Source organism: Streptomyces guryensis, from assembly GCF_021261325.1.
In the GTDB taxonomy this organism is placed as follows: Bacteria; Actinomycetota; Actinomycetes; order Streptomycetales; family Streptomycetaceae; genus Streptomyces; species Streptomyces guryensis.
Genome location: NZ_JAJSBI010000005.1, coordinates 390608 through 408347, shown reverse-complemented (window position 1 = coordinate 408347; position 17740 = coordinate 390608). Strand labels below are relative to the sequence as shown.

Here is a 17740-nt window from a genome sequence, read left to right as displayed (position 1 = left end):
CAGTGCCGCCCAGCGCTTTACTGTCCGAGCCTTACTGTCCGAAGCCGTAGGCGAACAGGTGGACGGATCCCGTCGAACCCGTCACCGGCAGCGTGATCGACGCCACCTGCTTGGATGCATCCAGCGGGACCTTGGTGGCGAAGACGTAGGTCTTGACGTTGTCCCGGCCTCCGCTGCCGGTGTTGCGGTAGGCCGTTGCGACGGCCGTCGCGTCCCCCGCGATCGGCTTGCTCGACCCACCGTTCAGTGTCCAGTCCGAGAAGCCGACCGTCCCCTTCGAGGTGGTGCCGTCGGTGTACGTGACGGTCACCGCACCCGAGACGCCGTCGGTCGGCGCGTTGGTCGCCGCGCCCAGCAGGCCCAGCGACGCGCCCGAGGTGCCCGCCGGCATCGGGATGGTCTGGCCGGCCATCTCCAGGTTGTCCAGCTGACCGGACGTCACCGCCGGCCAGGTGTACAAGATGCCGTCGACGGTGACTCTCGAGCCGCTCGTGGCGCCCGCCGCCGACAGCGCGTTCTGCGAGAACGCCCAGCCGTCGTTGTCGAAGCCGCCCGAGAAGGTGGCGCCGTCGGGGTAGATGCCCTCGTTGGTGTTGTACGGCCACAGCGCACCGGCCTTGGCCACGGCGACGCGCAGGGTCGCCCCGCTCAGCGCCGCACCTGTGCTGTGGTCGGTCAGCGCGAAGGTGACCGGGTAGGTTCCCTCGCTCGTGCCTGCCGTCACGTGGATCCTCGCCTCGGCGCTGCCCGCGGCGGGCACGGTGAGCGAGCCGGACGACGCATCCAGAGTGACACCGGAGGGCGCCGTGGCATTCCAGTCGACCGCGACGTCACTGCTGCCGAGGTTGGTCAGGTCGAGGGTGCCGTCACCGGACGCGCCCGGCTGGAGCACCAGGCCGTCGCTGGAGGGGCCGGTCGCGGCCAGCACCCGGCTGCCGCCCGTGGTGTCCGACGGCGGTGCCGCCGACGGGCCGGACGCCCAGGAGGTGTTGGGCTGGGTGCCGAGCGTGAAGTCGATGCTGCCCGCGCCCTTGAACTGCCCGTACGTCAGCCAGGAGGTGTCCCATTCCTTGCCCTTGACGTTGAGCGACTGCACGTAGGGGGCGTTCGGGGCGGCCTGCGGTGCGTTGATCCGTACCGTCCTGCCGCCGGGGAGGGTCGCCTGGGCGACCGGGAAGGCCGGGCTGCCGAGCGCCAGAGTGTCCGTGCCGGGGGTCTCGGGGTACATGCCGAGTTCGGACCAGACGTACCAGGAGCTCATGGCGCCGAGGTCATCGTTGCCGAAGGAGCCGACGGGAGCGTTGAAGTACAGGTCCTGCTGTGCCTGGCGGACGGCCGCCTGGGTCTTCCACGGCTGCCCCGTGTAGTCGTACTCCCAGGGGATCTCCACGCTCGGCTCGTTGCTGAGGTCGGCGTTGGTGTTGCCGGGGCTGGTGATGTTGTCGAGGAGGCTGTCCAGGAAGGAGGAGTACGCCCTGGCGCCGCCGCGTGCCTGGATGAGCTGCCGCAGGTTGAAGGGGACCATCGGCGTGTACTGGGCGGAGGTGCCCTCCACGAAGCCGTTTGACGTGCCGGGGGTGAAGCCGCCCGCGAACTGGCCGTCCTTGTTCTTGGCCTGCAGGTAGCCGGTCTGCGGGTTGAAGACGTTCATCCAGTCCTGGGCTCGGGTGGCGAACTTCTCGTAGACGTCCGTACTGCCCAGTGACTTCGCGAGGGCGGCCAGCGCGTAGTCCGCGGAGTCGTACTCCAGTTGCGTGGAGACCGGGCCGTAGAAATTGCAGCAGCCGTAGTCGTTCTCGTCCAGCGGGAGATAGCCCTTCGCGTCCCGTACCGCCTCCCCCGGGCGGTCGTTGTTGGGGGCGGTGCCCTCGTGCTGCAGAGCGGCGAGCGCTTTGGTCGTGTCGAAGTTCGTCGCGCCGAAGGCGTACGCGTCCGCGATGATGCCGGCGGCCGGATCACCGACCATCACGTAGCTCTCGCCGTTGTTCGAGGCCCACTTGGGCAGCAGGCCCGTCTGGTCGTAGCCGTTGAGCATCGAGGTGACGACGTCACTGGCGACCTTGGGCTCGACCATCGCCATCAGCTGGGTCTGGGAGCGGTAGGTGTCCCAGCCGGAGTAGTTGGCGTACTGGGCCCGCTGCCCCTTGGCCAGCCTGTGGACCTGGTTGTCCATACCCATGTACTGGCCGTCGCCGTCGGAGAAGACGTTCGGGTGCAGCAGTGCGTGATAGAGCGCGGTGTAGAACTGCACCTGCTGGTCCGAGGTGCCACCGCCGACCTGAAGCCTGTTCAGCACCGCGTTCCAAGCCCGGTGGTTGGCCCGCTCGACGGTGTCGAGGTTCCACGTCTGGATCTCGGCGGCGAGGTTGGCGGCCGCGCCTGCGTCATTGGTGTACGAGATGCCGACCTTCGCGCTCACCGTGGGGTTGGAGGAGGTGTCGAAGGTCAGATACATGCCGTTGGCGCCCGTCGTGGGCGGCTGGGCGGTCCGGGTCGCGGCGGACGACTGGGGTGCGGCACCGGCGCTCGCGGCAGGTGACGGCGTGCCGGAGGACTTGTCACCCCTGCCGTGGATCGTCGGGGCAGGCCTCACCGGGACGGTGAAGTGCTTCTCCTTCAACGGCGCCGACTTGGGCGCCTGCGGGGTCTGCCGGACCTTGCCCGCCTTCAGCGACCTCGCGTCCGGGTTGATGGTGCTGCCGACCCAGGTACCGCTCGCGGTGAACGGCTGGTCGAACTTGACGTCGAAGTGCAGCGTGTACCTGTTGCTCGCGCCACAGAAGTGACCGCTGTCGATCGCGCCGCTGATCTCGTGATCATTCACGACCTGAACCCGGGTCGAGTCCACCTGCGTGGCACCGCCACTGAGCTTGAACAGCAAGTTCGCCTGCGGGCCCGCCGGGAAGGTGAAGCGGCCCAGACCGGCGCGGGTGGTGTCGGTCAACTCGGTCTTGACGCCGTTCGCGTCGGTGACCTGGTAGCGGCCGATGCCCGCCTGCTCGTCGTCGTGGCTGAAGCCGACGGACGAAGCGCCCAGGCTGCCTGAGAGCGCGCCGGTCACCGGCAGGATGGGCAGGTCGCCCGCGACGGGGCAGCCGGGGCCCGAGACGTGGGTGACGCTGAAGCCGGAGATCTTGTTGTCGTTGTATTCGTAGCCGCCGCCGTCGGGACGGTGGGGCGTCGTGTCGGGACCCCACTGAACCATGCCGGCCGGCATGTCGGGACCGGGGAAGGTGTCCACGGCACCGGACGTGCCGATGAAGGGGTTGACCAGGGACGCGGGATCCTTCACGAGGGTCGGCGTCGCGGTGCTCGCGGCATTGGCGCTGCCCAGGGCCGTGAGCGGCAGGGCTGCCATGCCCAACACGCAGACTGCCGCCAGGCGTTGACGGGTTCTCTTTCGGTCACGTGGCGCAGCTGAACGTCGGGGTCTCACCATCGGTTGCCTCCGCAGCAGTTCGTGCTTCGCACATCAGGTGTCGGCGCTCCGGTAACCGGGCGACGCCGACGACAGGCGACGCTGCCGGTCGCTCCTCGCGGCGCGGCCTGACAACGTTGCCATCCACGAGTGTCGAGTGAAACGCCTGCGCTGATGGGATGTCAACGAGGCCAACACGACTTTCTGAGGGAGGAGTCCACAGGGGGACAGACGGCCGGGACCGGAGTACACCCGGACCTGTGCTTTCGCCTGCGGGGTGCGGCGGTGGAGGCGCCGGCGGTGGTCGATGGCAGTGCCCGGTGCCTGCGCGCAACCCCTCGCCGACGAGGCCGTGGGAGGAGTGGTGTCGGAACATCAACCTCGTTGCGCGCAACGGCATTTCATGGCCTCTCCCAGAGGCCGGTACGGTCCCCCGCATGGAGTGGAATCTTGCGACAGCCGAAATACTCGCGGCTGCCCTGCGTGCCGGAGAAGTGACCTCGGTGGAACTGACCGACGAGGCGATCGCCCGTATCGAGCGGGAGGACGAGGCGATCAACGCGATCTGCGTGCCGGACTTCGACCGTGCACGGGCCGCCGCACGCGGTGCCGACCAGGCCCGCGCCCGCGGGGAGGACCGGCCGCTGCTCGGCATTCCGGTGACGGTCAAGGAGTCCTACAACATCGCCGGGCTGCCCACGACCTGGGGCATACCGCCGCACCGGAACTACATACCTGCCGAGGACGCCGTACAGGTGTCGCGGCTCAAGGCCGCGGGCGCGGTCGTGCTCGGCAAGACCAATGTGCCCTTGCGGCTGCAGGATGTGCAGAGCTTCAACGAGATCTACGGCACCACCAACAACCCGTGGGATCACAGCCGCACGCCGGGTGGCTCCTCCGGCGGATCGGCGGCGGCTCTGGCGTCCGGATTCGGCGCGCTGTCCATCGGCTCGGACATCGCGGGCTCGTTGCGGACCCCGGCACATTTCTGCGGTGTCTTCGCGCACAAGCCGACACTCGGGCTGGCGGCGCCCCGCGGTATGGTCCCGCCGCTCGCACCGCCACTGCCGGCCGAACCCGACCTCGCCGTCGTCGGTCCGATGGCGCGCAGTGCGCGCGACCTCACGCTCCTGCTCGACGTCATGGCCGGACCGGACCCGCTGACGCTCGGTGTGGCGCACCGCGTGACGCTGCCGCCCGCGCGCCATGAGCGGCTCCGCGACTTCCGGGTCCTGATCCTGGAGGAGCATCCGCTCATTGCGACCGGGTCCGCCGTGCGGGCGGCCCTGAACCGGGTGGCCGACGTGCTTGTCGAGGGCGGCGCCCGCGTCGAACGGCACAGTCCGCTGGTGCCCGATCTCACCGAAGGCGCCATGCTGTACACGCAGTTGCACTTTTCGAGCGCCGCTGCACGTCTTCCCGTCGAAGTGTACGAGCAGCTGCGGAGTCACGCCGCCGGACTGGGCGCGGACGACAAGAGTCTCGACGCGGCGCGGCTGCGCGGCACGGTGTCCAGCCACCGCGAGTGGATCGAGGCGAACGGCGGTCGCGAGCTCCATCGTCACGGCTGGCGGAAGGTCTTCGCCGAATTCGACGCCGTGGTGTGCCCCATCACGCCCACTCCCGCCTTTCCGCACGACCACAACCCCGATTCGATGGAACGTCGGATCGACATCGACGGCGTCGAGTACCCGTACTGGGACCAGCTCGTCTGGGCCGGTGTGGCCACCATGCCCGGTCTGCCCGCCACTGCCGTACCCACGGGCCGGTCCCCCGAGGGTCTGCCGGTGGGAGTACAGCTCATCGGTCCGATGTTCGAGGATCGCACCCCGCTGCGGCTGGCCGAACTGCTCGAGGAGGAACTCGGCGGTTTCCAGGCACCGAAGTAGGGCCTACTCCGACAGAATCTGTTGAGGCCGAGGTTGGATTCCCGACTGGATCCACCGCTGCGGGGCCGTCCGTCCGGTCTCGGTGACCGCCATGGCAGGACCAGCTGTGGCCGTCAGGGGCACCGCACCACGTGCCGTACCTGCAGCAGGCAGTTGCGCGACAGAAATGGGTTGAAGTCGAAGATCGTGCTGCGGATGCTTCCACCATGAAGATGCACGCCAACCAACTGACGGTGTCACTTGAGACGGTGCGCGTGTTGGTAGAGCAGCAGTTTCCTGACTGGCGGAGCCTGCCGGTCAGGAGCATCGCGGCGCAGGGTACGGTCAACGCCGTCTTCCGTATTGGCGATCGGTTCACAGCCCGGTTCCCTCTTGAGTCCGCAGACGTCGAGTCGACGCGGCGCCGGCTGGAGGCCGAGGCGGAAGCGGCTCGCGAACTGGCAGGTCACACGCGTTTCCCCACGCCCGAGCCGGTGGCGCTCGGTGAACCTGGGGCAGGTTACCCGCTTCCGTGGTCGGTGCAGACGTGGCTGCCGGGCGTCGTGGCCGCCGACGAGGACCCTGGCGAATCATCCGCGTTTGCCTGTGACTTGGCCGATCTCATAGGCGACCTGCGCGCGATCGACACGCATGGCCGCACCTTCAGCGGCACAGGCCGAGGGGGCGACCTGCAGTCCCATGACGCATGGATGGAGACCTGTTTCAGACACAGTGAGCAGCTCCTGGATGTGCCTCGGCTGCGCCGTATCTGGGAAACCTTGCGTGATCTGCCGCGAGGTGCAGCTGAGGACGCCATGGCCCATTGCGATCTGATTCCCGGCAATGTGCTCGTGTCCGCCGGTCGGCTTACGGGGATTCTCGACGTCGGCGGCTTCGGGCCGGCCGACCCTTCGCTGGATCTTGTGAGTGCGTGGCATTTGCTCGAGGCCGGGCCGCGGCAGGTGCTCCGTGATCGCCTGGCCGGCGGCGACCTCGAATGGGAGCGAGGCAAGGCGTGGGCTTTCGTTCAAGCGATGGGGCTGGTCTGGTACTACGTCAAAAGCAACCCGACCATGAGCCGGACGGGTCGACGATGTCTGGAACGTATCCTGGCGGACAAGTCGCGATCGTGACGTGAAGAAGCTGATGGTCGCGGGTGAGGAAATCTCCGGTCTCGAACATGGACTTGGCGGTGCGCAGGTTCCGCGAAGTCAGTCGCTTCCGTGGTCCAGGAAGAGGCCGGCCAGTCCGGGAACCCGGGCATCCGTCTCCGGGGCGTTGTCGAAATCGGAGTCGGGGTGCCCGCGCGTCGTCGGCTTCCACCGCCGGCAGGGGCGGACCGGCCAACCGGCGTACGCATGCGCCGTCCCGTCTCTCTGGCCACCGCACCTGCGGAAACGTCGTGTTCACGTCAACGGGAATTGCCGGTAACAACCGCTTTCTGGCCTGACTGGCCGTGGGATCAGAGTCGTATACAGACCGCCGGAGACGACTCATGACGGCTCGCCCGGCCCGCTCTGCCGATAGCGCCATGGGGGGCCATCCACGGCATCGCAGCACCCGCACCCAGCCCCACCGGGAGACGTGGCATGAGTACCACCGAGTCACACCAGACAACGCCAGAAACAGCGAAGGCCCCCGACCAGGCCGTGAAGGAGACGCTGGAGGACTACACCCTCCGCTTCGCGCCTCGCAGTTACCGGCGCTGGACCCCCATGGTCGTGGCCACCACGGCACTCGGCGGCATCGCCTACATGGCCGACTTCTCCATCGGCGCCGGCATCGGCCTGGCGCACGGCACCGGAAACGCGCTCGTAGCGATCGCGGTCGCCGCCGTCGTCATCTTCATCACCGGCTTCCCGCTGGCGTACTACGGCGCGCGCTACAACATCGACCTCGACCTGATCACGCGCGGCTCCGGCTTCGGCTGCTACGGCTCGGTTCTCACCAGCGTCATCTTCGCCAGCTTCACCTTCATCTTCTTCGCCCTCGAAGGCTCGATCATGGCCCAGGGGCTGAAGCTCGGGCTCGGACTGCCTTTGTGGCTGGGCTACTTGGTCTCCACCTTCATGGTGATCCCGCTGGTGATCTACGGCATGAAGGCGCTGAGCAAGCTCCAGGTGTGGACGACGCCGATCTGGCTGCTGCTCATGGTCGGCCCACTGGTGTACCTGATCGCCGCCGACCCCGGCACGGTCGACCGCTTCCTCGCCTACGCGGGCACCGACGGCGACGGCGGCGTCAACACAGCCTCCGTGCTGCTGGGCGCGGGCGTGTGTCTCTCGCTCATCGCGCAGATCGGTGAGCAGATCGACTACCTGCGCTTCATGCCGCCCAAGACCGAGGCCAACAAGCGCACTTGGTGGACGGCGGTCGTCATGGCCGGCCCCGGCTGGGTGGTGCTGGGCGCGCTGAAGCAGGCCATCGGCGTCTTCCTCGCCGTGTACATCCTCGCCAGGGTCGGACCGGCCGCCGCAACCGAGCCGATCCAGCAGTTCCGTGGTGCCTTCGACGCGATGATGCCGTCCTGGATGGTGGTCCCACTCGCCGTCGTCCTGGTCGTCATCAGCCAGATCAAGATCAACGTGACCAACGCCTACTCCGGGTCGCTCGCCTGGACCAACTCCTTCACCCGCGTCACCGGGCACTACCCCGGCCGCCTGGTCTTCGTACTGGTCAACCTCGGTTTCGCGCTCGCCCTGATGGAAGCCGACATGTTCAGCTTCCTCAACAGCATCCTGGGCTTCTACTCCAACTGCGCGATCGCCTGGGTCGTCACCGTGGCCACCGACATCGGCATCAACAAGTACCTGCTGAAGCTCTCGCCGCTCCAGCCGGAGTTCCGTCGCGGCATGCTCCACGCGTTCAATCCGGTCGGCGTCGTCGCCTTCGTCGCGGCTTCCGGTCTCTCCATCGCCATGTACTTCCACGCCCTCGGCGACACCCTCCAGCCGTACTCCCCCGTCGCCGCGGCCGTCATCGCCCTCGTCCTCACCCCGCTCATGGCCGTCGTCACCAAGGGCCGGTGCTACCTGCGCCGCACCGACGACGGCATCAGCGAGCCGCTGCTGGACACCGACGGCAACCCGAGCGCGGTCACCCTCGACTGCCACGTCTGCCACCAGCCCTACGAGCGCCCCGACCTCACCGCCTGCGTCACCCACGACGCGGTCGTCTGCTCTCTGTGCCTGAGCACGGACAAGGTCGGCGATCACGTGCTGCCGGCGACCGCCTGAGGGAGGTCCTTCCTCAAAGTGCGACAGGTGGTGGCTCAAGGCTCCGTCGGGCCCAAGCCGCCACCCGTCTCCGAGACGTCCGGCGAGGAGACCGCCTCGGTCCACCGATGCACGACCGCGGCGGTAAGGGACCCATCGGCAGCAATCACCCGCAGTGAACACCGCCGGTGTACCCGAGTCCGGAATTCTCGGACAACCCCGACGGCGCCGTCCCCGGTCGGCCGAACAGCACGGCCGGCCAGTACGCACCGGCCCGGCAGGCGCTCGTACGGAACTGCACGCACGGTGGGCCCACCAGCAGCCGGAATCGCAACTGTCTCAGACGTCTCCCAGGTCATGGTGCCCGGCCTGCCATGGGGTACCTGAACGCATCCTGACTGCCGCGCGGCACCGCCTGCCCCGCCCGTCGCACACGACCAGTATGAGCAGCATGAACACCAGCGCAGTCCGTCTCCGTATAGCGGCCATCCGTCCCGCCCCCGCCCCCACCTCTGCCTCCGCGACGGAAGAAGGCCGCCTTGACGACCGCACGATCTGCCGCCCACACACCGACTGACCGCGCCACCGCCTGGCTGCGGCGCCGACTCGGCCGGGCGGTGGTGCTGTCCTACGCAGCCGCCGTGCTCCTCCCGTCCCCCGGGCTGTGGCTGCGCCGGTCCCACACCGTGCCGCTCGGGGGCGTGCTGCACGTTCCGCTCCACTCGGCCCCGATCCTGCTCTCCCTGGTGCTCTTCTCGGCCGGACTGCAGGTCCCCGTCCGCGCGCTGGGTGGTCTGCTGCGCAGCCCCAGGGCCCTCCTGGCCGGACTCGCCCTGCACCTGGCGATCCCGCTGCTGGTCATCCCCCTCGTCGCGTTCCTGCTGCACCAGTCCCCCGACAGCGACGGCGGAAGCGGACTGATCACCGCGATGATCCTGATCGTGGCGATGCCCGTCGCCGCCGGAGCCACCGTCTGGACCGGCAAGGGCGAGGGCGACCAGCCGACGATGGTGGGGCTCGTCCTCGCCTCCACCCTCCTCAGCCCGCTCACCATTCCGCTGGTCATCAGCGCCCTGCTGCCGCTGCTGGACGAGGGCTACGCGGACACCCTCGCCACGACCGGACACACCGCCCACGGCGGTTTCGCCTTCGTCGGCGTGGTCCTGCCCTGCGCCGCCGGCCTCCTGTGCCGACCAGTACTGCCCGCGTCCTGGCTGAGCCGGGTCCTCGGCGTCATCGTGCCCGTGGCCCTGGTCGGCTCCCTCGTCCTGACCTACGTCAACGCCAGCGGCGCACTCGGTTCCTTCCTGGCCCGCCCGCGCCCGCTGCTGCTGGCCGCCGCAGTGGCCGTGGCGACGCTGGTCTGCCTGCTGTCGTTCACCCTCGGACGGTCCGCCGCCCGTCTGCTGCGGCTGGACGCCCCGGCCGCCTCCTCGCTCACCCTCGCCTGCGGCATGAACAACAGCAGCGCCGGCGCGGTGCTCATCACCACCGCCCTGCCCGACAAGCCACATCTGCTCCTGCCCGTCCTTGCCTACGGGCTCCTCCAGAAGACGGCGGCGAACCGAGTCGTACGCCGCCGTGCGCCTCGGGCCGGCTGCGCTGCCCCGGCGCCGCACACCCCCTGACAGGGCGTCACCGGCCGCCGTGTCGTGGAACGCGTCCCGACCCGCCCGACCGGCACCGGTTCCGCCGACCGTCGGCGTACGAGTGGCGCTGCGCGTCCCGCGGGGAACGAGACCCTGCGGCCACCGTTCCCTGTGATCCCGCGCTCGTCAGGACGTCAGCCCAGGCCGAACCAGCCGAGCACCGTCTGGACCAGCAGGATGGTGGACATGCCGCCGACTCCGACGACCACGGCGGTGGCCGCGACGCGGTAGCGGGGGCCGTTGGCGGCAGGGCCGAGGACGGAACGGCGGTTGGTCAGCACCAGGAGGTACACCAGGACGACGGGGCTGATCAGGCCCTGAAGGACCTGGGTACCGATGAGCAACTGGATGACGTCGACCGGGGTCATCGCGACGGTGGCACCGAGCACGATCTGGGCCGTGAACAGGCCCAGGAACAGCGGGGCGTCACGGAAGCTGCGGGAGACGGAGCGTTCCACACCGGCCGCCTCCCCCACGGCGTAGCTGGCCGAGAGCGGGACCACGGCTCCGGCCAGGGCGGAGGCGCCGATCAGGCCGAGGGCGAAGAGCAGTTCCGCGTTCTGGCCGGCGACCGGTTTCAGCGCCTCGGCGGCCTGGGCGGCGGAGTTGAGCGGACCGGTGCCGCCGATGGCTGAGGCGGTGGCGACGATGATGGTCAGGCTGATGACGCAGGCGAAGACGGCGCCGAGGATCGCGTCGGCACGGATGAGGGGGTAGTCGGCGGGCTTGGCGCCCCGGTCGACGACGCCTGCGGCGGCGTAGAACTGCATGTACGGGCTGACCGTCGTACCGATCAACGCGACCGCCAGCAGGATGAAGTCCTTGCTCGGCTCGACGTGCGGGACCACCAGGTGATGGCCTACGGCGCCCCAGTTCGGGTGGCCGAGGATCATCGCGACCGGGTAGGCGAAGAACGCCAGCGACATGATCAGGAAGATGCGTTCGGCCCAGTGGTAGGAGCCGAACAGCACCAGCGCCCACAGCAGGATCGCGGCGGGCGGGATGACCGTCCACTTGGGGACGCCGAGGAGTTCGAAGGCGGCGCCGATGCCGGCGAACTCGCTCACCACCAGGCCCGTGTTGGCGAGCAGGAGGCAGAAGACGGCCAGGGCGGTCAGGCGGAGGCTGAACTGCTCGCGGATCAGGGCGCCGAGGCCCTTGCCGGTGTGGGCGCCGAGGCGGACCGCCATTTCCTGCACCATCACCAGGGCGATGGTGACCAGCACCATGAAGAACAGGGTGCCGTACGCGAATTGCGAGCCCGCCGAGGCGTACGTGGCGATGCCGGCGGCGTCGTTGCCGGCGTTCGCGGCGACCAGGCCGGGACCGGCGATCGCCGCGACCAGGGTGATGCGCCGCCAGCCGGAGCGGCGTGCGGGAGCCTCCGGGGCCGCGGGGGCGGTGTCGAGGTCGCGGGTCACTGGAGGAACCTCCGGAAGTGCAGGCGCCCCCGGTCGGGCAGCAGGGCGTCGAGAAGGTCGTCGGCCAGGATCCGGCCGAGCGGGCGGTCGCCGTCGTCGACCACGAGAAGCGAGGAGGCGCGGGCGGCGACCAGGTCGTCGGCGGCCTCGGCCAGCGGAGTGTCGGCATGCACGGAGACGGGCGGGCCGAACTGCGCACGCCAGGCCACCAGATCGGCCGCCGGGGCCGAGTCCTCGGCCACCGCCAGGTCGAACAGGGCGATGTCGCACAGCAGTCGGCCCTCGTCGTCCACGACGGCGACGGCGTCGATCTCGGTGCGGTGCTCGGCCTGTTCGGCCAGCCGCCCCCGCACCTCGGCAACGGTCTCGTCAGGGCGGGCGGTCACCAGAAGGGTGGTCATCGCGCCGCCCGCCGTGCCCTCACGGTGGGTCAGCAACCGCCGCAGCTCGGCCGCTTCACCGGCCGGCATCCGCGTCAGCAGCGCCTCTCGCTCCTCGCCGGTGAGGTCGCGCAGGGCGTCGGTGGCCTCGTCCGGCTCCATCTCGTCCACCAGCCGGGCCGCGTGCTCCGGCCGGGCCTCGCGCAGGAGGTTCTCCAGTTCGGCCGGTTCCATCTCCTCCAGGGCGTCGGCGGCCTGCTCCGGCTCCAGCCAGCCCAGCAGCTGCTGTCGCTCGGCGCGCCCCAGGTCTTCGAGGATGTCGGCCAGGTCGGCCGGACGCAGCCGGTGCAGCGCGGTCCGCGAGGCGCGCAGCCGTACCTCGGGCGGCCCCTCGGTGGCCTGTTCGGCGAAGGGAGCCACCGCCTGCCAGTCGAGCACCCGTTCCGGGGTCGGCCTCGCCTGCCAGCGGCGCGGGCCGAGCCTGCGCAGGAGGGTGGGCAGTGAGACGTCCACTCCGACCAGTACGACCTGGTCGACCAGGGGCGCCAGGTAGAGGTCGGCGGCGCGTGTGACCTGGACGCCGTCCACGTCGACCAGTTGGTGGTCGAGGACGTCCTTGGCCAGCAGTGCCTCGCCGGGGCGGCGGGCGAAGTCTCGAAGGTCGACGCGCGCGGTACGCAGCCGTACATGCCCGGCCAGAACCTTGCCGACGGCGTCGGCGGGCAGGAAGCTTCGCCGTCGGCCGATGCGCAGGATCAGCCCGGTGACGGGCGGGTACGGTTCGGGTCCGTACAGCCGGGCGACGACGTCGACGACGCGCCCGACCTCCTCGCCGGACTGGTTGGTGACCGGTCCCCCGACGAGCCCGGCGAGCGACACCAGTGACGTACGCACGGCCTTGGACGCGGTGGCACGGCGTTCCAGAGTGACCCGGCGGTCGCGCAGGCGGGCCGAGGTGGACATGAACAGGGTGTGGGCAGCCACGATGAATACCCCCTTGCCCCGCGAGGGCGGGGCAGCGGGCGGCGACCGGCAGCGCGCCTCTCCCCGACCGGTGGCGGCGATGCGCCGAGGGCATGCCGACACCCGGCCCGACAAGGCCGGTGCTCTGGGCGGATCAGGAGAGGACGGGCTGTCCGGGGCCGCGGAAGGACGGCGCGGACAACACGGAGAAGGGCCGACTATGACCCGGACTACTGTCCATCTCGCCTCCTCCCGGTTCCGGCCGCGCACCAGATGTCGCGGCCATGCGGCAAGGGGCAGCCGAGAGCACACGGCTCCGGCCCACCCCAACTCGTCAGAGCTTTGGCACTCCACGGCGTGATCCCCCGCGAGCCCCGCGGGAGAAGCCACTTGGGGTCACCCCTTGGGCCGGGGAGACCTGTCCTGATCCGGAGCGTCTCTCGACGGGTGGGATCAGTGGCCTGTGTCCGTGAAGACGCCTCACCGAACGAGGTGTCTCGTCAAACCGCACACAGGATACTCCCGCCTCAACCCCGCTTTCCCACCTATGACCGGCCCTTGACCGGGGCCGTACCCAACGAAGACCGTCCCGGACCAGAGCAAGTGGCCGTCAGAGGTCGCGATGTCGGAGCAACGGCGCCTCCACCGGCGGCGGTTGGGGCGCAGGACATCGAGCGCGAGTACGAAGGCGGCGGGCGGCCGCATGGAGGTGGGGTGGTCAGCGCCGGTTCGGCGGTACGGCCGGGCCAGTCCTCGTAGGCGGCAGCCGCCTCGCCCATCACCACGAGGGCCGTGATGCGGTGCAGAGTCCCGGGTACCGGGTGGCCCGCCCGGATACGGCACGTGCGCAGCATGAGGGCGGCCGGGTCGAGCTGCACCGTGTTTCTCCGGTCGCCGCCGCCGTCAGGTCCAGGCGGTGTATCCGCCGTCCACGCGTATCGCGTCGATGCCGCTGATGTAGCGGGCGCCGCAGCGGTCCTGGGGCAGCACGAGCTGGGCGCCGGCGCGGTCGAGCGGGGTGTCGTCGAGGGTGACCGCCAGCAGGACCGGGGCGCGGCCGAAGTCGGGGTCGATCTCGGCCCAGGAGAGCAGGGCGTGGTGGCCGTCCGTGCCGTGCACGGCGATGAGGAAGCGGAGGCGGTCCTTGCGGCGGGCGGGATCGAAGACGGGGCCCGCGTCCATGAGGACGTCGTGAAGGAGAGGGCCCGTGAAGGTGTGGTGCTGGACGCCGCTGGTGGCGCACTCGAAGGCGACCTCGGCACGGTGCTGGGGCCAGGCGAGCAGGTCGGGCACCGTCAGCCGGGCCGGTCGCTCCAGGTCGCCGGTGAGGACGAGTTCCGCCGCCGGTCCGGCGGCCGTACGGGCAGCTGCGAGGGTCTGGCTCACTGGCTACCACCTCCCGCATGACCGTACCCGGACCGCACTCCCGTACAAACGCACATGCCATGCCGACAGATCGCAGTTCCGGCTCATGCGATGTGACAGCAGACTTTCGCCTTGCATCTGCGGCAGTATCATCGGCGCATGCACACCTACCGGATCGGGGATGCCGCCGCCTTACTCGGCGTGAGCCCCGGCACCGTGCGGCGTCTGGTCGACGCAGGGAAGTTGACCGCCGAACGCGACGAGCTGGGCCACCGGATCATCCCCGGGCCGGCTCTTGCGGTCTACGCCCGCGAGACACACCGGGCGGAGCGGGAGTCCACCGGCTCCTCGGCCCGCAACCGGTTCTCCGGCATCGTCACCGATGTGATCCTCGGGGACGTCTCCGCGCAGGTGGAGATCCAGGCCGGGCCGTTCCGGGTGGTGGCCATGGTCAGCCGCGAGTCGGCTGAGGACCTGAAGCTGGAGCCCGGTGTTCCGGCCGAAGCCGTGATCAAGTCGACCAACGTGGTCGTCGAGAGACCGTAAGACAAGGTCGCAAGACCGTAGCTGAGTCCGTCAGGACCAGAGGGAGTTACCCGTGATGACCCGTTCCGTGCGTCGGACCCGCCGGATACTGCAGGTGACCGGTGTGAGCGCCGCCGCGCTGCTGGCCCTGAGCGCCTGTTCGTCCTCCGACGACTCCTCGACGAAATCGGACTCCTCCGCGTCGGCCTCGTCGTCGCCGAAGCTGTCGGGTACGGTGACCGTCTTCGCCGCCGCCTCGCTGAAGGAGAGCTTCACGACGCTGGGCAAGGAGTTCGAGAAGGCACACCCGGGTACGAAGGTGACCTTCAACTTCGGCGGCAGCGACACCCTGGCCGCGAGCATCACCGGCGGCGCCCCGGCCGACGTGTTCGCCGCGGCGAGCCCCAAGACGATGAAGATCGTGACCGGCAAGGGCGACGCAGTGGGCACGCCGGCCACCTTCGTGCGCAACCAGCTGGAGATCGCGACCCTGCCGGGCAACCCCGACAAGGTGTCGTCCCTGAACGACCTGACCAAGTCCTCGCTGAAGGTCGTGCTGTGCGACAAGACAGTGCCCTGCGGCGCCGCCGCCCAGAAGGCCCTGACCGCCAGCAAGCTGAAGCTCACCCCGGTCTCCTACGAGCAGGACGTCAAGTCCGCCCTCAACAAGGTGGTGCTGAAGGAGGCCGACGCCGCGGTCGTCTACAAGACCGATGTGAAGGCGGCGGGCAGCAAGGTGCAGGGCGTGGAGTTCCCCGAGTCCGCCGACGCCATCAACGACTACCCGATCACCCTGCTCAAGGACGCCCCGAACGCGGACGCGGCGAAGGCGTTCATCGCCCTGGTGCAGTCCGCTGAGGGCCAGCAGGTCCTGACCGCGGCCGGGTTCCTCAAGCCGTGATCTCTCGCTCCCCGGGCAGGGCCGGTGCCGCGGACACCCTCGCGGGTGGCCCGCGGCGCCGCCGGGTCCTCAAGGGCGTGCGCGCGGGCGCCCCACTGCCTCTCCTGCTGCCCGCGCTGATCGGCCTGGCCTTCCTGATCCTGCCGCTCGTCGCCCTGCTGATCCGGGCCCCGTGGCGAAGCATGCCCCACCTGCTGACCAGCACCGAGGTGTGGCAGGCCCTCCAGCTGTCCCTGCTCTGCGCCACCGCCGCCACCGCGGCGTGTCTGGTGTTCGGGGTGCCGCTGGCCTGGCTGCTGGCCCGGGTCGAGTTCCCGGGACGTGGTGTCGTACGGGCCCTCGTCACCCTCCCGCTCGTGCTACCGCCGGTTGTTGGAGGTGTGGCGCTGCTGATGGCGCTCGGCCGCAACGGCGTCGTCGGGAAGTGGCTGGACAGCTGGTTCGGCATCACGCTGCCCTTCACCACCTGGGGGGTCGTGGTCGCCGAAGCCTTCGTGGCGATGCCGTTCCTGGTCATCAGCGTCGAGGGCACCCTGCGCGCCGCCGACCCCCGCTACGAGGAGGCGGCCACCACGCTCGGCGCCTCCCGCTTCACCGCCTTCCGCCGGGTCACCCTGCCGCTCATCGCCCCCGGCGTCGCCGCGGGCGCAGTGCTGGCCTGGGCCCGGGCGCTCGGCGAGTTCGGCGCCACGATCACCTTCGCCGGCAACTTCCCCGGCCGCACCCAGACCATGCCCCTCGCCGTCTACCTCGCCCTCCAGAACGACCCGGAGGCGGCGATCGCCCTCAGCCTGGTCCTGCTGGCCGTGTCGATCGCCGTGCTGGCGGGGCTGCGTGACCGCTGGATGACCGCCTCATGACCGACATCGAGAAGGCCACCGTGGATGCTCCCGCCTCCACCGGCGAGGGTCTCGACACCCGGCTGCTGGTCGAGCGCGGCTCCTTCCGCCTCGACGTGACACTGAGCGCGGCACCCGGTGACGTGGTCGCCCTGCTGGGCCCCAACGGCGCCGGCAAGACCACCGCCCTGCGCGCCCTCGCCGGTCTCGTCCCGCTCTCCGGCGGCCATCTGCGGCTGGACGGCGAGGAGTTGGACCGTACGCCGCCCGAGTCCCGCCCCGTCGGCGTCGTGTTCCAGGACTACCTGCTCTTCCCCCATCTGTCCGCTCTGGACAACGTGGCCTTCGGGCCACGCTGCCAGGGCGCCACCAAGGCAGAATCCCGTGCCCGGGCCGCCGAGTGGCTGGCCCGGATGGGCCTCACCGACCACGCCACCGCCAAACCCCGCCGCCTCTCCGGCGGCCAGGCCCAGCGCGTCGCACTCGCCCGCGCCCTGGCCACCCACCCGCGCCTGCTGCTCCTCGACGAACCGCTCGCCGCCCTCGATGCCCGCACCCGCCTCGACATCCGAGCCCAACTCCGCCACCACCTGGCCGACTTCGAGGCCGTCGCCGTACTCGTCACGCACGATCCACTGGACGCGATGGTCCTGGCCGACCACCTCGTCGTCATCGAGGACGGCCACATCGTCCAGGAGGGCAGCCCAGCGCACATCGCCCGCCACCCCCGCACCGACTACATCGCCCACCTCGTCGGACTGAACCTCTACCGCGGGGAGGCCGAAGGCCACACGGTCCGCCTTGACGGCGGCCCCGGGATCACGACCGAGGAGGACCTCAGCGGGCCGGTCTTCGTGGCCTTCCCGCCCGGCGCGGTCACCCTCTACCGGGAGCGCCCCACCGGCGCCAGCGCCCGCAACCTCTGGCGCTGCGAGGTGGCCGGCCTGGAGACCCACGGCGACCAGATCCGCGCAGCCCTCACCGGCCAACTCCCCCTCGCCGCCGACCTCACCACGGTCGCCGCCGCGGAACTCGACCTGTACCCCGGCGCCACGGTCTGGGCGACGGTGAAGGCGGCTCAGACGCACGCGTACCCCGCCTGAGCAAACCCGCGGGCGCTGCGCCCCGGCACTTCCCCTGAGCAGGCGTAGAGGGAACCGGCCGGCTTTCCGGAGCCTGCGGTCGCGTCGTTCGCC

Annotated in this window: 12 protein-coding genes and 1 riboswitch; of the genes, 8 read left to right on the top strand and 4 right to left on the bottom strand. The window is 70.0% G+C overall.

What is annotated here, in order from left to right; translation table 11 throughout:
* Positions 1 to 31: 31 nt before the first annotated feature.
* Positions 32 to 3358 carry a lectin gene (locus LJ657_RS13690; RefSeq protein ID WP_232648832.1) on the bottom strand — a complete coding sequence of 1109 codons (3327 nt, stop codon included), beginning with the start codon at positions 3356 to 3358 and terminating at the stop codon, positions 32 to 34.
* Positions 3359 to 3855: 497 nt separating this feature from the next.
* Here LJ657_RS13690 and LJ657_RS13685 point away from each other — a divergent pair, with 497 nt between their 5' ends.
* From LJ657_RS13685 to LJ657_RS13670, 4 genes are all read left to right on the top strand, one after another.
* Entirely contained in the window at positions 3856 to 5307 is a 1452-nt protein-coding gene (locus LJ657_RS13685; RefSeq protein WP_232648831.1) for an amidase, read from the top strand.
* Positions 5308 to 5513: 206 nt separating this feature from the next.
* Entirely contained in the window at positions 5514 to 6419 is a 906-nt protein-coding gene (locus LJ657_RS13680; RefSeq protein ID WP_232648885.1) for an aminoglycoside phosphotransferase family protein, read from the top strand.
* Between the two features lie 456 nt (positions 6420 to 6875).
* A complete protein-coding gene (locus LJ657_RS13675) occupies positions 6876 to 8522 on the top strand; it encodes an allantoin permease (protein WP_232648830.1) in 1647 nt (548 codons plus the stop codon).
* 518 nt (positions 8523 to 9040) lie between these two features.
* Positions 9041 to 10129, top strand: a complete 1089-nt coding sequence (locus LJ657_RS13670) for a bile acid:sodium symporter family protein (protein ID WP_232648829.1) — start codon at positions 9041 to 9043, stop codon at positions 10127 to 10129.
* Between the two features lie 155 nt (positions 10130 to 10284).
* On the opposite strand, the gene LJ657_RS13665 is transcribed toward LJ657_RS13670, so the two are convergent.
* The 3 genes from LJ657_RS13665 to LJ657_RS13655 form a co-directional block, all read right to left on the bottom strand.
* Positions 10285 to 11571: an NRAMP family divalent metal transporter gene (locus LJ657_RS13665; protein ID WP_232648828.1), complete on the bottom strand. Its 1287-nt coding sequence runs from the start codon at positions 11569 to 11571 to the stop codon at positions 10285 to 10287.
* Positions 11568 to 12935, bottom strand: coding sequence for a magnesium transporter MgtE N-terminal domain-containing protein (locus tag LJ657_RS13660; protein WP_232648827.1), 1368 nt, complete (start codon positions 12933 to 12935; stop codon positions 11568 to 11570). The genes LJ657_RS13665 and LJ657_RS13660 overlap by 4 nt, the downstream gene beginning before the upstream one ends.
* Positions 12936 to 13232: 297 nt before the next feature.
* Positions 13233 to 13413, bottom strand: a riboswitch (M-box (ykoK) riboswitch).
* A gap of 404 nt (positions 13414 to 13817) precedes the next feature.
* Positions 13818 to 14300 carry a molybdopterin-dependent oxidoreductase gene (locus LJ657_RS13655; RefSeq protein WP_232648826.1) on the bottom strand — a complete coding sequence of 161 codons (483 nt, stop codon included), beginning with the start codon at positions 14298 to 14300 and terminating at the stop codon, positions 13818 to 13820.
* 138 nt (positions 14301 to 14438) lie between these two features.
* Here LJ657_RS13655 and LJ657_RS13650 point away from each other — a divergent pair, with 138 nt between their 5' ends.
* From LJ657_RS13650 to LJ657_RS13635, 4 genes are read left to right on the top strand one after another with little or no spacing between them, the layout of a single operon-like run.
* Positions 14439 to 14825 carry a TOBE domain-containing protein gene (locus LJ657_RS13650; protein WP_232648825.1) on the top strand — a complete coding sequence of 129 codons (387 nt, stop codon included), beginning with the start codon at positions 14439 to 14441 and terminating at the stop codon, positions 14823 to 14825.
* Positions 14826 to 14880: 55 nt separating this feature from the next.
* Positions 14881 to 15705 (top strand): molybdate ABC transporter substrate-binding protein, encoded by an 825-nt coding sequence (gene modA / locus LJ657_RS13645; protein WP_232648824.1) that lies wholly within the window; start codon positions 14881 to 14883, stop codon positions 15703 to 15705.
* Positions 15702 to 16565, top strand: coding sequence for a molybdate ABC transporter permease subunit (gene modB / locus LJ657_RS13640; RefSeq protein WP_232648823.1), 864 nt, complete (start codon positions 15702 to 15704; stop codon positions 16563 to 16565). Before modA ends, modB begins: the two co-directional genes overlap by 4 nt.
* Positions 16562 to 17647: an ABC transporter ATP-binding protein gene (locus LJ657_RS13635; protein ID WP_232648822.1), complete on the top strand. Its 1086-nt coding sequence runs from the start codon at positions 16562 to 16564 to the stop codon at positions 17645 to 17647. Before modB ends, LJ657_RS13635 begins: the two co-directional genes overlap by 4 nt.
* The last annotated feature ends 93 nt before the right edge of the window (positions 17648 to 17740 follow it).

Coding starts and splice junctions, on each gene's coding strand:
- LJ657_RS13685 (WP_232648831.1), top strand. CDS start 3,856: ATGGAGTGGAATCTTGCGACAGCCGAAATACTCGCGGCTGCCCTGCGT.
- modA (WP_232648824.1), top strand. CDS start 14,881: ATGACCCGTTCCGTGCGTCGGACCCGCCGGATACTGCAGGTGACCGGT.
- LJ657_RS13650 (WP_232648825.1), top strand. CDS start 14,439: ATGCACACCTACCGGATCGGGGATGCCGCCGCCTTACTCGGCGTGAGC.
- LJ657_RS13635 (WP_232648822.1), top strand. CDS start 16,562: ATGACCGACATCGAGAAGGCCACCGTGGATGCTCCCGCCTCCACCGGC.
- LJ657_RS13690 (WP_232648832.1), bottom strand. CDS start 3,358: ATGGCAGCCCTGCCGCTCACGGCCCTGGGCAGCGCCAATGCCGCGAGC.
- LJ657_RS13675 (WP_232648830.1), top strand. CDS start 6,876: ATGAGTACCACCGAGTCACACCAGACAACGCCAGAAACAGCGAAGGCC.
- LJ657_RS13680 (WP_232648885.1), top strand. CDS start 5,514: ATGAAGATGCACGCCAACCAACTGACGGTGTCACTTGAGACGGTGCGC.